Origin of the sequence: Meiothermus hypogaeus (assembly GCF_003574035.1) — a bacterium.
GTDB classification, from domain to species: Bacteria; Deinococcota; Deinococci; order Deinococcales; family Thermaceae; genus Meiothermus; species Meiothermus hypogaeus.
This window is the reverse complement of the sequence record NZ_QWKY01000070.1, coordinates 1-16,429: the sequence shown is the minus strand read 5'-3', so window position 1 is coordinate 16,429 and position 16,429 is coordinate 1. Positions and strand designations below refer to the sequence as shown.

The 16,429-nt window shown below is 61.1% G+C and carries 8 protein-coding genes and 2 pseudogenes; 2 read left to right on the top strand and 8 right to left on the bottom strand.

Going from position 1 to position 16,429, the window contains the following annotated elements; all coding sequences use genetic code 11:
* The 7 genes and pseudogenes from Mhypo_RS14230 to Mhypo_RS14200 all read right to left on the bottom strand — a co-directional run.
* Positions 1-1,444, bottom strand: a 1,444-nt coding sequence (locus Mhypo_RS14230; protein WP_147371357.1) for a DUF1156 domain-containing protein, incomplete at its 3' end; no start/stop codon positions are given.
* Positions 1,445-1,514: 70 nt separating this feature from the next.
* Complete coding sequence (locus tag Mhypo_RS14225; protein ID WP_119341947.1) at positions 1,515-3,218, bottom strand: ATP-binding protein; 1,704 nt, start codon at positions 3,216-3,218, stop codon at positions 1,515-1,517.
* 59 nt (positions 3,219-3,277) lie between these two features.
* A complete protein-coding gene (locus tag Mhypo_RS14220) occupies positions 3,278-4,234 on the bottom strand; it encodes a DNA-processing protein DprA (RefSeq protein ID WP_119341946.1) in 957 nt (318 codons plus the stop codon).
* Complete coding sequence (locus Mhypo_RS14215; RefSeq protein WP_240637267.1) at positions 4,231-6,204, bottom strand: RecQ family ATP-dependent DNA helicase; 1,974 nt, start codon at positions 6,202-6,204, stop codon at positions 4,231-4,233. The genes Mhypo_RS14220 and Mhypo_RS14215 overlap by 4 nt, the downstream gene beginning before the upstream one ends.
* 72 nt (positions 6,205-6,276) lie before the next feature.
* Positions 6,277-9,558, bottom strand: a complete 3,282-nt coding sequence (locus tag Mhypo_RS14210; protein ID WP_119341944.1) for a helicase-related protein — start codon at positions 9,556-9,558, stop codon at positions 6,277-6,279.
* Positions 9,559-9,564: 6 nt separating this feature from the next.
* Positions 9,565-12,765 carry a DUF499 domain-containing protein gene (locus Mhypo_RS14205; RefSeq protein ID WP_240637265.1) on the bottom strand — a complete coding sequence of 1,067 codons (3,201 nt, stop codon included), beginning with the start codon at positions 12,763-12,765 and terminating at the stop codon, positions 9,565-9,567.
* 64 nt (positions 12,766-12,829) lie between these two features.
* Positions 12,830-13,913, bottom strand: a pseudogene (locus Mhypo_RS14200) (IS4 family transposase).
* 189 nt (positions 13,914-14,102) lie between these two features.
* Here Mhypo_RS14200 and Mhypo_RS14195 point away from each other — a divergent pair.
* Positions 14,103-14,549, top strand: a complete 447-nt coding sequence (locus tag Mhypo_RS14195; protein WP_119341942.1) for an archease — start codon at positions 14,103-14,105, stop codon at positions 14,547-14,549.
* Positions 14,550-14,558: 9 nt separating this feature from the next.
* Positions 14,559-15,986 carry an RtcB family protein gene (locus Mhypo_RS14190; RefSeq protein WP_119341941.1) on the top strand — a complete coding sequence of 476 codons (1,428 nt, stop codon included), beginning with the start codon at positions 14,559-14,561 and terminating at the stop codon, positions 15,984-15,986.
* Positions 15,987-16,181: 195 nt separating this feature from the next.
* Here Mhypo_RS14190 and Mhypo_RS14185 read toward each other — a convergent pair.
* Positions 16,182-16,429: pseudogene (locus Mhypo_RS14185) on the bottom strand (hypothetical protein); the annotation flags it as partial.

Sequence of the window (16,429 nt, the reverse complement as noted above, 5' to 3'; positions counted from 1 at the left end):
CCCACCCACCCGTCTGGTCACTGAACGGATTTACCTCAGCATAGTCCCAGACCATCGGCAATGCCTGACGTGCGAATACACCTTCCAGCTTTTCTCCTGAGTTATGCCACCGACAAAGTGATGCATTGGAGTTTGCTTGTCTGTCGAAAACTAAACCGAGATACGTCGCCACCCCTCGAGCCCACTCCTCATCCATCCCCACCTTCAGCATCTCGGCGTGGGCCTCGCGCACCCACTTGGCGAAGGTGACCAGGGCCAGGGCCTGGCGGGGGTTGAAGAGCTGGCCCCAGGTCTCAATCCCGTAGAGGTTTACCCGAAACCCCAGTGTACCTTTGGGTGGTAAGGGCTCGTCTGGGACAAGGCTCATTTCACCACTGTGACCAGCTTCAAGCTCGGCAAGTCTCTTTTTAGCTTGCTCGAACACGGCTCTATCCGCTTCTTTGGCAGGCCGGTAGGCTTTGCCCTCTACGCCCGTTGAGAGAACCACCGCCAGCAAGCGCTCACCCCAGCTTCCTTGCTTGGCCTCGTCACGAACGTTCTCCACCGGAATGGCCGTACCGCAGACCAAACAGGTGGCGTTCCCCCGCTCGATGGTCCCCTTGTCGGGCCACTCCTCGCCCTTGGCAACTTCCACCACCTCGAAGGCAATGCGCTTGGCCTCTACTTTGGGCCTCAGGGCGATGCGCTTTTTGTCCTTCTTGGCCAGCCACCACTGGCGCACCAGGGGCACCTCGGCCCGGCAGGTGGGGTTGGTGCAGGTTACGGTGCGGGCCCACAGGAAGGCCACCGGGGTCTTGCCGTCGGGGTCGGGCGGGTAGAACTCGGAAAGCTCGGCCTTTGCCCGTTCCAGCACCCACTCGCCCCAGTAGCGCACCTCAGCGGCCAGCGGGTTCTGCTGGTAACTGCTGGTCCATTCCCCATCGCCCAAGTCCAGCGACTGGCGGCCCTTGCCCTTGTCGGTGTCCCTGGCCCGGATGTACTCGGGCACCGCTCGGCTGCTGGGCTGGCCGTATTTCTGGGGGTACTCCAGCGTGGCCCGCTGGATGAGATGGGCCACCGGGTTGAGGTCGAGGCTGTAGACCTCGCAGCCCAGGCGCAGGGCCTCGAGCGGAATCGCTCCGCCCCCACCGAAGGGGTCGAGCACCTTGGGCGGCTTGCCCCCGCCCGCCTCCAGAACCCGGCGGCGGGCCTCGAGGATGGCCGCGTTGTTGCCGTCCTTCACAGCCTCCCAGGGGACGATTTGCTTCACCAGCTCGTAGTTTGCATCGGTGTCGGGCACCAGCGTGGCGAAGACCGCAGCCCGGCTCGCTGCCAGGGGGCGCCGGGCCCACCAGATGTGCAAGGTGGAGATGTGGCCGTGGCGGATGGACTTCTCCTTGGCGGAGGCCTCCGAGATTTCCTTGAGGGGTAAGCGGTGTTCGATAAGGCGGCGTTTGTGGCTCATAGTAACTCCTCGTTTAGGACACATAATTGCTAACTGCAATTATCGACGGCTAAATAATTGCAATCGGCAATTATCCCGCATTATTCTGTCCGGTACCTCGCACATAATAGCGCCCTCTCTTGTCTCCTATAGCCGACAGTTTGCCCGTGCGGACCATGCGCTGCAATAAGCGGGTTGCCTGCATTTCTGTAAGGTGAGGTAGAAGCTGAAGCACATCCTCACGGCGCAACTTCTCGTATTTGTCGATGAACTGCAACACCATCTCCTCCTGCCGCATGAGGTCCACACCGCGCCGGTGGATGTAGGCGGTAGGCTTGCCCAGGCGCTGGTAAATCCCAGCGCCTAAGTGATAAACCCTGCCCTGTTTAGCGCCCTTCGGCTCAAGGAGGCCTAGTTCTACCATTTCCTCCAAAACGCTGCGGGCGCGGCCTTCTCCTTGCTGAATGAGGCGTGCAGTCTCGGCCACGGTGAGTTCGCCCTCGTCGGTTACCTGACGCAATACCAGGAGGTGGGGCCAGCCAAGCTCCCTGCCCTGGCGGTCCTGGAACTCGAGGATGAGGCGGACAAAGTTCAGGTCGGCCTTGCCCCCCGGCAGCACCACCCTTACCGTGTCCCGCGTGGTTCCAGAGTAGTCCGGTGGGCGCCTGCCTAGGCCCAGCACCTCGCGGAAGATGCGGTCAATGCCACGTCCGGTACGCTCCACCAGGCCCAGGCGCTTGAAGGCATCGGCCAGGGTGCGGTTGCGCGGTCTGGGCTCCACCACCAGGAGGTTGTCCAGGGTCACCCCCTCCACGAACCCCCCAGGGTTGCTGATGACCAAGCCCCCGGCGTCCGGGTCAAGGCGCACATAAACCGCCTGTCGGACGCTATAGTCCCGGTGCACCAGGGCATTGGCCAACGCCTCGCGGAAGGCTTCGGGCGGGAAGAGGGGCACCGGGATTCGGTATAAACCAAAGGAGAACTCTTGCTCGGGGTTATAAGCCTGCATGAGCTGCTCGAGGCGCTCGAACAGCTTGAGCAAGGGTTCGCGGTAGAACTCGTTGAACGCTACTTGCCGGTCTTCGCGCAGCACCTGGAAAGCGGCCTCGTGGGTAGGCACCAGTTGGCGGATAGCCTCATCCCTGCCTAGAAGGAGCACCCCCGCCACCGTAGGGATGAGCCGATCGTCACCACTGACCACCAGGCCCAAAGCCTGCGCCACTTCCTCATTCGGGAGGTCGAGCAGGCTCTTATCGGCTCGGGGGTTGCGCTGGATGGTCTGACGCAGGCGCTCGAACTCCAGCGGGTTCAGGTCCTCCCATGTCGCTCTTTGCAGGGTCTGGGCGGTGTAGTCGTGCTGGTACAACTCGGCCAAGCGAGAAGCTAGCTCGTGGGGCTGAAGGAAGCGGCACTCCGGCTGACCACGACCCACGATGAAGCGACGCGGCACCCGGCCATCAGTGAGGGCCACCAGGTGCGGAGCCTTCGCTACCTTAAAGCCCACCACCGCCCCATCGCGGGTCTGTACCTGGTGCACCTCAACCTGGATGCCAGGATTGGTCTTGTTAGCGATGAGGGCTTGCAGAAGGTGGGGATTGACCGGCAGGCGCTTAGGGTGGAGCCCACTGATGCTGCCGTCATCCTCCACCCCCAGCAGGAGCCATCCCCCTTCGGTGTTGGCCAGGCAGGCTACCGCCTCAGCCAGCTCAGCATCGGAGATGGGGGAATCACGTTTGAACTCGCAGCGCAGGGATTCCCCTTGGGCTACCAAGGCCAGCAACTCAGCTTCCGTCACAGGACCATTCTATGGTGTACTAACCAGCATTCGGCCTCAGGGGCATGCTGCTTCACTCATCACTCCGGCGTCAGAAGGGGCGGTTGGATAGGCGTTTCTCGGGATTTCTTCGCTGGTGGAGACAGCGCATCTTCCAGTTGCATGAAGGCTTGGTCACCTGGGGAAGCAGGCAGGGGTTGGGCCATGCCCTGGGCGATGAGGGCCTGGTTGCCCTCTATGGGGAGGTCAAAGACAAATATAGGCCGCCCCAAGCGCTTGGCCTGTTCCACGGCATCCCAGGTTCCGCTCATGCGCTTTCTGCCCTGCTCTACAGTTTCTTTGGGGCCTGTTTGGGCTACCAATAACACATCAGACAAGGCTACTACGATGCGGTTTCGCATCATGGCGTACTGGGCTTTCCAAGGTGCAAGCGGGTGTAGCTCAGAGAGCAAGGCAAGCCGCCCCGAGAAAATATCTTCCTGATACTCCCGTAAAAGCTTTAGAGACTCCTTGGCCGAAACTCCAAAGGGCAATACACCGATGGCTTTCCCGGATACCTCTCTAGCCCCCTGGAAGGCCTCGAGGTCTACCCCACGGGCCATGCCGGTAACTACCACGTAGCCTTCCCTGGCAAAATACCGACCGGCTCTGCGAGCAAGCTCAAGGGCCTTTGGAGTAGCGTTCCTCGAGCCCACAATGGCAATCGAACGCTTGCTGCTCAGCAGGCTAGGCTCACCTGCAACGTAAAGCACCAACGGAGTGCTCTGGCGCAGGGTTTGCTTGAGCCGAAGGGGATACTCAGGAGCTGCACCGGCCACCACCTTTACCCCTTGGTTCTGCAACTCCCCCAGAAGCAAGCCCATTACCGCCGCTTCTCCCAAAACCTCTTCCAGCGCAAGCCGCAGCTTATCGGATAAACCCGGCAAACCATCCTCAATGAAGCTCTCGAGGTTTCCGCTAGCCGCCCGCAAGACCTCCATTTTCTCGGCAGTCTTGAGCCTCGAGTGCGCCAGAAGCATCCAGTACAAAGGGTTCATACGTCGTCGCTGTGTCGGGTTTTGGCCAGTACGAAGGCAAAGAGTTGGGCTGCTCCTGCCTGCTTCAATACCTTGCCCACCTCTTCCAAGGTTACCCCTGAATCCATCACATCATCTACCACCAGCAGGTTACCCTGGATACCAGGCCTGCTCTGGAAGGCATCTTTGAGGTTTTCGCGCTTCTGGGTTCGGTTGGTGAGTTCCTTCTGTGGCCTAGTGGCCTTTACTTTGCACAGCACATCGAGAAAAGGCACGTCTAGGCTCTGCGCCAAACGTCTGGCGAAGTCTTCTACCAAGTTTCCGCTTTTAGTTGAGGGAACCGCTACCACCCCTGTAAACCTCACCCCTGCCCAATACTTTCTAACCGCTTGCGCTGAGTCCTGCACCAGCCAAGCTGGGAATGGCTGACGCGTCTGGTACTTGCTGGCGTGAATAGCCTCTCCCACCTTGGTGTCTTTGTAGTAGTCCAGGGCTCGGCCATCTTCGTACACCAGGGCCTTACCGAGCTTGGCCTTCAGGTGAAGCTTGGGGTGGAGCACATGTTCTCTCGCCCGCTGCACCAAATCGGCGGATAGGGAAGGTAAGGCATCCGAGCAGCAGTTGTCGCATCTTCCGCAAGGCTCTACGCTTGGGTCCCCCAGGTAATTGCACATGAATACCATTCGGCAGGTTTTCGTCTGTATGTACTCAATCATGGCCTCGAGGTCGGCCAGTTTGTGCTGGCGAAGCTCGTTTTGAGCATCAAAACTGGGGGTTCCCTGGGCGATGGCTCGGTAATAGCCTTGCGGATCTTTTCCTACCAACCCCTGCTCCCGCAAGTCGGCGATAATATTGCGCACGGCTGTTTGCGAAAATCCGGTCTGCAGCATAATTTCTCGTTCTTTTAAAGCAGACTTATGCAAAAGTGAAAAGACCTGGTGGTAGCTATCCGGGCTGGGCTTGCTGCCGTTGATGAAGCTTTCCTGTATGCGTCTATCCTCAGGGTTATAAAGCAGCACCAGCCGGGCGGGTTTCTGGTCGCGCCCCGCGCGACCAATCTCCTGGTAGTAAGCCAGCGTGGAATCAGGGAACTCAGTGTGGATGATGAAGCGAATGTCGGGCTTGTTAATTCCCATGCCTAAAGCATTGGTAGCCACAACAACCTTGAATGCGTTCTCCTTCAGGCCATTTTCCAGCTCCAGACGTTCATCTGCGCTTAGATTGGCATGGTAGTAAGAGGTTTTTATCCCAAGGTCGCCCAAATAGGTAGCTACGGTTTCAGTCATGGGTCGTGTAGCACAGTAAACGATGCCGGTACCCTCGAGCTTGTTGACCCAGTAGGCCACCCAAGCAAGCTTTTCCGCCTCACTACTCACCGGGATAACGTCCAGCCAGAAATTGGGGCGTACCAGGCTGCCTCGAATCACCTTTGCTTTCGCACCCAGTTGACTTTCGATGTCGTGCTCTACCCTTTTCGTAGCGGTTGCCGTGACGGCCACAACGGGCGTTTGGGGTGGCAACAACCGAACCAACTCGACAATTTTGCGATAATGCGGGCGAAAATCATGCCCCCAGGTGGAGATGCAGTGGGCTTCGTCTATAACCAGAGCCTTGATCGGTAATTCTGGAAAGTGCTTTTTCCAAATGTTGTTCTCTATCCGCTCGGGCGCGATAAAAAGCAAATCGAGCTTGCCTTGCTTGGCCTCTTCCAGGATTTTTAGGTGCTCCGATTCCTCCTGGTCAGAGTTAAGGGTCTGACTACGCAGACCATATTGCGCCGCTTCTTTCACCTGGTCGCGCATAAGGGCACGCAAGGGGGTAAACACCACAGTCAGTCCCTTTATGACGGCAATCATCTGGTAGACCAGGCTCTTGCCCCAGCCCGTAGGCTGAATCAATAGCACCCACTCTCCGGCCAGCGCTGCTTGAATAGCCTCGAGTTGGCCGGGGCGAAAGAACTGCAGGCGAAACTTATCTCGAAGGATACGCATCACGGTTTCGTCTTGCATACACGAAGACGATATGTGGGCACTCTAAGCCAAGCTGTGAGATTTGCACTTTAATCAGACTTGGTCTGCGCTTTGTGCCACCCGCTGCCAAGATGCAAGTTCGAGGACGTACCGCACCACGCTCACCTCTTCGCCGGGGGTCAGCTTGGCCGCAGGGTCTTGGATGAGGTGCAGGCGCGGGTTGGTGAGGGCCTCGGTCACGATGTAGAGCCAGTACTGCGCCCCGAGCCGCCGGGCGGCAATCCACTCGTTGGGGGTGAGCACCACCGGCCCTACCCCGGCCCGGCCCTTGACCTCGATGTAGCGGTCGCTCGAGCGGATGTCGTAGCCCAGGTTCTCCAGGCTCAGGTCTTGGGGTTCGCGTCCCTGGGCCCGCTCGTAAGCCAGGCAAAAGCGCATGGCGGCCTCCTCCACCGCCTTGCGCACCGCCGGGTCGTCCTCGCTGGGGATGCCCAGCGGGCGCGGACGGAGGTAAGCCAGGGCGAACACCTGCGCGGGCTCAGGGTGGAGCGCCTCGGCCTGCGCGAGTTCCCGGTCGAGGGACTCTAGCCGCTCCTCCAAATCCTTCAACCTGCGCTCCTCCTGCAGGATGGCCAAGCGCATGGCCTCGCCCTCACCCTCCTTAAGCTTGTACTGGGTGAGCTTCTTCACCGACTCGCCGATAAGGTACTCCAAGCTCCGGCTAGCGTACTTTCGGCGTATCTCTACCTCACGCTTGCGCTCGTGCGATACCTCCTCGAAGAAACTGTCCAGCACCTGGTCGTAGGCCCAACCCAGTAGCTTCTCCTCCGCTGCGGCCTCGTCCACGCTTGGAGACTCGTCGAAAAGAGCAGGCTCGGCATCCACGATGACCTCAGGCGGAACCGCCTGCACCACATCCCCGGCAATTGCGGAGTACAGCCGCCGCGAGGCGGTCTGCCCCAGCCCGTCCACCACGCTCATCTCCAGGTAGCCCAGCACCGCCTCCGTGCCCTGGTCGCTCAGGAACACCGCCCCCTGGCGCAGCACGGGTGCGGCCTGGGCCAGCGTCTCCTGCAGCACCAGGTCGAAGAGGGGGTGGCCGGGCGCGATAAGCTCGGCCTCCTGGCGCACCTTTGGGTCGAAGGCGGCCTTTCCGTACTCCCGCGCTAGCACACCGGGCCGCTTGCGGGTGAGCTCGTAGGGCACACTCACCCGGAAGAGGCCGTCGGCGCGCTTCTCGACACCTCCCCCCAGGCGTCCCAGCGCCTGCACGAAGAAGCGCTGGGTGTACTCGGGTTGCAGCCGGTGCTGCTCCGAGCGCTCCCGCTCCTCACGCAGGCGCGACAGGTCCAGCTCGCGCTTGGCCAGCGCCTCCAGGGTGACCTCCCGGATGAACTCGACCCGCTCGGGCGACAGGCGGGCCTCGACCACGGCGCGGATTTCCGCCAGGGTCTTGCGTCCGGTGAGGTGTTCCAGGATGAGGGCTTCGAGGTTCACATCGGAGAGCAACTCACCCACGACGTCATAGACCCGGTCGGAGCCCATCTGCTCGCGCATAACCTCCAGCTTGTCCAGCACCACCTTCAGCACCTCGCCCTCGCGCGTGCCCTCGGCCACTAGGTTGTAGATGTGCACGTCGTAGCGCTGGCCGTAGCGGTGGATGCGACCCATGCGCTGCTCGAGGCGGGTGGGGTTCCAGGGCAGGTCGTAGTTGACCATCACCGCGCAGAACTGCAGGTTGATGCCCTCGCCCGCGGCCTCGGTGGCGACCATCACCTGGGCTGAGTCACGAAACTCACGCTCGCGCATAACCCGCTCCTCCAAGGTCATCGAACCGTCAATCGAGGTCACGGCATAACCGCGCTTCTTCAACACCTCGACCAGGAAGCGCAGGGTGTCCTTGTGTTCGGTGAAGATAAGTAGCTTCTCCCCGCCGATGATCTGCAACACCCTAAGCAGCTCCTTGAGCTTGCGGTCGTCCTCCAGGCGGGCCAGGGTGCGCGCCTCCTTCACCAGGGCCTCGAGTTCGCGCAGCTCGGCCTCGAGTTCGGGGAGGTTACGGGCCAGAGTCAGCCGCTCGGCGAGGGCGTTCTCCACCTGCCAGCGCTCGTCTTCGGTCATCTCCTCCAGGTCTTCCTCGGTGTACTCGCCGTAGGGGTTCTCCTGCAGCGCGGCCACATGCTGCCGCAGCGACTCCAGCCGCCGCTGGCGGTTCTCCAGGCTCTGGGCGATGGCGTAGGTGCTGCTGGCCAGGCGCCGTTGCAGCACGGTCATGGCCAGCCCCACGTTGCGCCGCCGCTCGTCCCAGGCCCGCTTGAAGTGCCGGGCCACATAGTCGCTGACCTTGACGTATAGCTCCCGCTCGCTGGGCAAGAGCTTGAAGGAGAGGCTGTGCACGTAGCGCGGTGGGAAGAGGGGCTTGCCCTCGAAGTCGGTCATGTCCTCCTTCAGCCGCCGCAACAGGACCGGGTTCTCGTTCTTCCGAGCAGCCTCCTGCAGCAGGGTCGTGTTGGCGAAGAGGTCGGGCTCCAAGAGGTCGAGCAGTAGCCGGAATTTCTCGTCGTCACCCTGGTGGGGAGTAGCGGTGAGGAACAGCAGGTGGGTACTGCTTTTGGCCAACACCTCACCCAGACGATAACGCTGGGATTTCTTGACTTCCACCCCGTAGCGGCGGGCGGAGAGCTTGTGCGACTCGTCGACAATCACCAGGTCCCAGTGAACCCGCTCGAGCAGATCCAAGTTCTCCTCCCGCTTGGCAAAGTCGATGCTGGCGATGAGTTGGGAACGCTTCTCCCAGGGGTTGTCTTGGTAAACGGTAGTAGCCGTATCGCGATTCATGACCTCGAAGGTCTCGCCGAACTTCTCCTTCAGCTCGCGCCGCCACTGGTCGGTGAGGTTGGCGGGCGTGACGATGAGGATGCGCGAGAGCACCCCCCGGTATTTGAGTTCCTTGAGGAAAAGCCCGGCCATGATGGTTTTGCCCGCGCCGGGGTCGTCTGCGAGCAGGAAGCGCACGCGCGACTTCTTCAGGAGCACCCCGTAGACGGCCTCGAGCTGGTGTGGCAGGGGGTCGATGCGGCTGGCCGAAACCGCGAAGAAGGGGTCGAAGAGGTAGCCCAGTTGGATGCGTCGGGCCTCAATGCCCAAAGCGAAGAGTTCGCCGTCCCCACAAAACGGCTGAGCCCCGGCGTGGGCCGCCCGCAGAAGCTCCGCCACCTCACCCTCTCCCAGCAGGCGGTGGTAGGTCTGGTGGCTTTTCAGCCCTTCCGCCGTCACCGCCAACCTTCCTCCGGCTGGGGCGATACGCAGAACCCGCACCGGCTCGGGCCAATAGGGGGCCTGAACAACCTGGTCCAACAGGGGTTCCCAGCCCATCCAGGCTCACTCCTCCCGCCAGTCGGCCTCGAGGTTGTATTGGTCGAGAATCTCCAGGGCCGAGGTGCGCAGCACGGTCTCGTTGAGCCCCCCCGGGTTCACGGCCTCAATCTCGACCTTGATCCGCACCACGCCCCCAGCGTCCCGCAAGGCCTTGGCCAGATCCACCAGCGCCGGGATACGAGCTAGCTCGAGTCGCTCGAGGGTCACGGTGACTTTGGTCTTAGCCGTTTTTTTACCCGGCTCCCTTTCGGGGGGCAGAGGACCGGGAGCAGGCTCCGGGAGCCTGGAGCCTCCATCTCCCTCATGCTGCGGGGACTCCCCACCGAGCTGCTCTGGGCGGGGCAAGGTGCCGGGCCGGGCCAGCACATAGGCCTCGCCAAAGAACACATCCTCCGGGCGCGGGGGCTTCCCTGCATGCCAGACCTGGGCGAAGCCGTCGCCGCTTCTGACCCCCAGCTCAAAAAGCCGAATCCTAATGCCTTGAATAACCGAGTCCTTAATGGCCTCTTCTCGTTCCAGGAAGGGCAGGTGGGGCAGACACAAGAAATAGTCGCGCAGGTCGCGCAGGGTCAGGAAGGGCTCGTTCTCGGGCCAGAGCCCCCAGGGGCCCTGAGTCAGGTAGCTGGGGTCAAGCTTGCTGAGCAGCAGATCCTCGGCCCGCAGCACCTCGGCCACTGCGGCCTGAAGGGTGGGCTGGGTGCGGACGTAGGCGGTCAGGTCGAAGAAGCGGAAAGCCCCCTTGGCGTCCTGGGGCTCGAGCATACCCGTATAGCTGCTCTTGACCAGCACTGGCACGGTCTCGTGGGCCTCTTTCAAAAGGCGGGTTAGGTCGCTCTTCTGTTCATCAGAAAGCACCAGTCCCCGGTCGGACTGGATGTCCTCCAGGGCCAAAAGCTTGCGGGCGACCTCCTGGGCCCGCAGATAGGGGGCTCGGGCCATAGCCAGGTAGAGCGTAGTGTTCTTGTAGACCCGGGGGCCCGAGGCGTGGTTGTCTTGAATAACGTGGTACAGGCGTTTTAGGTCTTCTTCATTGTCGTGAGGGGCCTCGGGGCCTAGCAAGACGAGCTTGAGGCCGGGGCCATCGGGTACCTCCCGGTGGCTCTGGGGCCAGACAAACACCTTGAAGGGCCCGCTGCCGGCCACCCTCTCGACCTCTTTTCGCAGCAAATCCTCTACCGCTTCGGCCTTGACTTGGGCCATCCGGTCGGCCAGCACAGCGTTCAGGTTGGGCTGAGCCTTGAAAATCCAGCTTCCATTGGCATAGAGGTAGTAAAGCCGCCCCTTCAGGTTGTCGAGTGCATCCCCCACCAACAACGGGGTAATACCGCCGGGGTAGGTCAGGGCCAGGTTGAGCTGGGGCCGGGTGGCCCCCTGCTGTGCTCCACCTGAGTGGGAGTGCATAAAAATTGCCGTGGCCAGCGATTGACCCAGACGGTGCCGCGCATATTCACCGCCCAGTTCGCGGTCAAGCAGGAAGGCTTTGCCATCTGGAGGGATGATATCCGAGGCCAGCACCGACTCCCAGTTGGCTTCGCCCAGGACGCTTGCCACCGTGGCCCGCAGGTCGGCATCGCCCAGGGCCGCCTCCCCCAGGCCAATGAGAGGCCGGGCGGAGGGGCTTAGGTACTCGATTTCTACCAACCGGGCCAGAAGGCGCAGTACCCCACGGGTCTTTTGGAAGGTTTGCAGGGTGCCCCAGCGCTCATAGAGGACGTTCACCAGTTCGGGGTGGAAGGGAAAGGCTTTAAGCATCTTGCGCCCATACTCGCCGCTGCGCACTTCTGGAGGCAGTTCGTTTTTGTACTGCTCGTAGGTTTGCATGTAGGCGGCCACCACCTGTTTGGCTGCTTCACCGTCAATCCGTTCGAACAGACGCCGCCGCAGCACTTCGTAGATTTCCTCGCCCTGCACCGGCATCCGCACTGCCTGCACCCGCCCAAATATTTTTTCCAGGCGGGCAAAGACCTGAGGAGCCTCCTGGTGGTCGTAGTACTCGAGGTGGGACTCGGGGAAGGTGGTAACCAGTACAGCGTTGGGCAAACTTCCCACCACCTCGCTAAGCTCTTGCAAAAAGGCAAAGGTCTGGGCTTGCAGGGTGGTGTTCCCCACCGCCACCGAGGCCGCCTTCACCTGGTAGACCAGCAATTCGTCCATCAGGATGAGCACCGGACTGTAGGACGCTAGCAGTTCGTTTAGGGCCTTTTTGCCCGGCGGGCTCAGCGCCTCGTCGGCAGCCTGTACCTGGGCATAGGCCGCTTTATCGCCTAGTTGGTATGCCAGCTCGCCCCACAGGGTGCGGATATAGAGGTCCTCCACCTTGCGCCCTTGGGCCGAAAGCTCGGTGCCCACCAACGCTACCACTCGAGCCCGCGGAATCTGATCCACGCCCACTTCTTTGAGCAGATTTTGAATTTCCAGAAGGTCTAAAGATTCATTATACGCCTTAGCCAGATGGTACAAGGCTATCAGGGTGTGGGTCTTGCCACCCCCAAAGGGAGTGCGGAGTTGTATTACGGCCTCTCCACCTTGCCCTCCAAGCCGCCGCAAGACATCTTTCAAAATGGCGCTAAGCTCCTGGGTCAGGTAGGTCTTTTGGAAGAAATTTTCCGCATAGCGGTACTCCACGGGAGCCCTTCCAGCCACCACGTCGTCGAGCTTGGCAGCGAAGGTATTCTCGTCGAAGTCGCCCCGTCGGATAGCCTCATCAGGCTCGACCAGTTGCCACCAGGGCGGCAGGCTGCCTGAGGGTGCCTTAGACAGCTCACGCACAGTTAGCTGGCGCATCTGCTGGGCCACCTCTTCGGCCCCTGTGAGCCGTAGGAGGCGAACCATGCTGTCGAGCGCACGGTTGACATCATCGGGCACAAGGTCTTTTTGATGCGCCCAATCATTTCGCACTTCGCTGATTTCATCCGCCCAGGTGACAGCTCGGTTGTAGTTGCGGCCAAAAATGGCTCTAAATATCTCGCGCTGACCCAGAAACAAGTCCTTGAAATGATTGATGTCAATAACGTCTTCAAGTGTTTTTCCGCGCTTTAGGTCTTCCAGTACCTGACTGCGTCTACCTTCACTGAGTGATCCAAGGAAGGCCTCTACCAAACCCTGGCCATTCCCGTGGGCCTTCCTAAGTTGGTTCAACATGAACCTGCCGACCGAGTCGGCGTAAAGCTTCAGGGCAGCGCTCAACTGGCTTTCGTGGCTCATAAACCCATTATCGGTATAAAACTGGGCAAGTGGAAGAAATTTGCACCTTGGCAATGTCTTTACCCTAGGTACACGACAAAAGCCTCATACAAGCGTGCAGTTCGTTTTTCCTGGCTTCTGCAGCAAATAGAAGCTGGCGTAAATGGTCAAGCCCATAGCGAAAGGTGGAGTAGAGCTTGCGGGCCTTGTGGGTGGGGTCGGTATGAGCCTGGGCACGGTTCTTGAGGGGTATGGGTTTGGTTTGGGAGAGCCATTCTCCCACCTTATGCGCCCAGACCAGGGCTATGCTCATCAAAGCGATGAGCGATTCGAGCCGCTCAGCCCGGGTCAGGTGGGTGGATTCGAAGTCGAAGCCTTGCGACTTGAAGGCTTTGAAGAGGGTTTCGATCTCCCAGCGCCCGGCGTAGCGGAGGTGAGCCTGTTGTGGATCGGCCTGGGTAATCAGAAGCAGGTATTCCCCGGTCTTGAGATAACCGCCCATCAGATAAGTTCGTTGCCCCCAGAGTTTGACTGGCTTGGGTAAGGCTTCCCACTGCCCATAGCGCAGATGCCGGAACAACTGTAGGGCGGGCCGACTTTTCCCTCGGTAGCTTACCCGACTACCTGCTTTGATCCGCAAGGTGTAAGGCAGTTTGTGCCAGCGCAGGTAGCGCAAGAAGCCAGTGCAGGCAAACTCCCGATCCGCGAGGAGGGTCTGGATGCGCTCTTTGGGTAAGAAGGAGAGCAGCCGTCGGAGCAATCGCAGTCGCTCCCGCAGGCTACTGCTGCCCGCCTTGCCCAAAAAGCACCACACCAGGGGGTAGGCTACCCCCTGATGTGCCACCCCAATGAACAACAGGTTGATGCTGACCCGACCAAACTTCCACTCGGTGCGATCCAGGCAAAGGCACAGGGTGTCCTGGGGTAATAGCTGCAGAATCAGGCGCCCAATAGTTTCCTGATCGAAGCTAAACTCAGCGAGAAACCTTTGGCAACGGCGGTAGTTGGAGGCGATCTGACCCATGGGTTCAACCCCAGAGCGACCTGGGCCAGGTTAACACTGCCAACCCGGATTAAAGCCAGGACGAAGGCAGTCAGAAAACGCAGTCTAGCTCGATGCCAGTTCAGGTGGGCCGCAAAACTTCTATCAGCTCACTACAATCATTCATGGGACTACCTCTGGCGGGGCAGTCCCTATCTTTATCAGCTCCTATGCGCTTCTCGCAAGTTTTGTCGTGTACCTAGGTCTTTACCAACAAAATTCAGGCCACTTGTTGTCTTGTCCATTCACACCTCCTCGAGCCCCGTGGTAATGCCCTGGTAACGACCCCACCCTACCTTGATTGCGAGGGGGCCCTATGACCACGCAGCTTGGGCGCTGGGAGCACTTTTACCACCAGGCCGACATAGGGGTGCGGGGGATCGGCCCGACCCTGGACAAGGCCTTTGAGCAGGCGGCCCTGGCCCTCACTGCCGTCATTACCGACCCCGCTCGGGTACGGCCCATCCAGGCCGTGGAGATTGAGTGTGAGGCCCCGCGGGTCTCGCTTCTGCTGGTGGACTGGCTCAATCGGCTCATTTACGAGATGGCCACCCGGCGGATGATTTTTGCTCAGTTCGAGGTGCACCTGAGCCCGCCCGACCTGGGGGGAGCCTTGAGCCTTCACGCGCTGGCCTGGGGAGAGCCGGTAGACCCCCTGCGACACCAGCCCGCAGTGGAGGTAAAGGGGGCGACCTACAGCGAGCTCGAGGTCAAACAAGACCCACAGGGCCACTGGGTGGTGCAGTGTGTGGTAGATGTCTGAGGAGGGTGCATGGACACAACCCGTCTCACTCAAAAATCTGCGTTTGAGTGGTGGCTAGAAGCCAGCCCACCCATGCGCGTACCGGGCATTCTGTACGCCAACGAGGCCCTGTTGCGCGAGATGGACGACAAGGTACTGGAGCAGATGGCCAACGTGGCCAGCCTGCCGGGCATTGTGCAGGCTGTGTACGCCATGCCGGATGCCCACTGGGGGTATGGCTTTCCGATTGGGGGGGTGGCAGCCTTCCGGGAAGACGATGGCGTGGTCTCGGCGGGCGGGGTGGGGTTCGATATTTCCTGTGGGGTGCGCACAATGCACACCGGTCTGACGGTCGAGGATATCGAGCCCATCAAGGAAGACCTGGCCCAGGGGCTCTTTCGCCATGTGCCGGCTGGGGTGGGGAGCATCGGCAAGATTCACCTGGAGCCCGCCGAAATGGACGCTATGCTGCAAGGCGGGGCCGAGTGGGCGGTTAAGCAGGGCTACGGCAGGCCCGAAGACCTCGAGCGCATCGAGGAGCATGGCCGCATGGAAGGGGCCCGGCCCGAGCTGATCTCCCTGCAGGCCAAGCGCCGGCAGGCTGACGAGATGGGCACCCTGGGCTCGGGCAACCACTACCTCGAGGTGCAGCAGGTGACCGAGGTGTTTGACACCAGGGTCGCCGAGGCTTTTGGGGTGGCGGTGGGCGATGTGCTGGTCAGCATTCACAGCGGCTCGAGGGGGCTGGGCCACCAGGTCGCTACCGACTATAGCAGGCAAATGGTAGAGGCCGCCCACAAGTATGGCCTGGAGCTCGCCGACCTCGAGCTCGCCTGCGCCCCCATCCAGTCCGAGGAAGGCCAGGCCTACCTGGGGGCCATGCGGGCCGCCATCAACTGCGCCCTGGCCAACCGGCAGATCCTGACCCACCTGGCCCGCGAGGCCTTTGCCTACCTGCTACCCAGGGCCGATTTGCGCCTGATTTACGATGTCTCACACAACACCGCCAAGCTCGAGGAACACCTCATCGAGGGAAAGCCCCAGCGCCTGTATGTCCACCGCAAGGGGGCCACCCGGGCCTTTGGCCCCGGCCACCCGGCCCTACCCGAAGCCTTCAGGGCGGTGGGCCAGCCGGTCTTGATCGGGGGGACGATGGGCACCGCCTCGTATATTCTGGTGGGCACGCCAGAGGGTGAAGCTCGGTCGCTAAGTTCCTCCTGCCACGGGGCCGGACGGGCCATGAGCCGCCACCAGGCCCTCAAGCAGTGGCGCGGCAAGGAGCTGGTGCGGGAGCTGGGCCAGCGGGGCATCATCGTGCGCAGCCCTTCGCCCCGGGGCGTGGCCGAGGAGGCCCCCGGCGCCTACAAGGATGTAACGGCCGTGGTAGACGCCGCCCACGCCGCAGGGCTCTCGCGCAAGGTAGCCCGGCTCGAGCCTCTCATCTGTATCAAGGGGTAGGGCCTAAGGCTTCGAATACCCAACCTGCCCCGAGCCGCATAACAGCTGTCCTATGGGTAAGAAGTGCCTATAGTAAGTTTGCTCATGGACTGTATGGCCATGCTGCCGTGTCCGGCGTGATCGGTCTGGGCCAGGCCCCCTGCAAGCAACAGCACCAAGAACATTCCTCACACTTTTTGCATATCCTCCTCGCTATCAAGCAAGCGCTGCCCTTACAACGGGTACCTGGGCCCTGGGCTCAAAAAGCGGCTTGAACGCCCGCAATCTGAGCGCGTTGGAGAGCACGAACACCGAAGACAGACCCATCGCCGCCCCGGCCAGCACTGGCGAGAGCAGCCAGCCGTTCAGCGGGTAGAGCACGCCTGCGGCCACCGGGATCAGCACGACGTTGTAGGCGAAGGCCCAGAAGAGGTTGAGCTTGATGTTCCTGAGGGTGGCCCTCG

Excerpts from the sequence above, each read along its gene's own strand:
- Mhypo_RS14220 (WP_119341946.1), bottom strand. The coding sequence starts at position 4,234 with ATGAACCCTTTGTACTGGATGCTTCTGGCGCACTCGAGGCTCAAGACT.
- Mhypo_RS14215 (WP_240637267.1), bottom strand. The coding sequence starts at position 6,204 with ATGCGTATCCTTCGAGATAAGTTTCGCCTGCAGTTCTTTCGCCCCGGC.
- Mhypo_RS14210 (WP_119341944.1), bottom strand. The coding sequence starts at position 9,558 with ATGGGCTGGGAACCCCTGTTGGACCAGGTTGTTCAGGCCCCCTATTGG.
- Mhypo_RS14205 (WP_240637265.1), bottom strand. The coding sequence starts at position 12,765 with ATGAGCCACGAAAGCCAGTTGAGCGCTGCCCTGAAGCTTTACGCCGAC.
- Mhypo_RS14195 (WP_119341942.1), top strand. The coding sequence starts at position 14,103 with ATGACCACGCAGCTTGGGCGCTGGGAGCACTTTTACCACCAGGCCGAC.
- Mhypo_RS14190 (WP_119341941.1), top strand. The coding sequence starts at position 14,559 with ATGGACACAACCCGTCTCACTCAAAAATCTGCGTTTGAGTGGTGGCTA.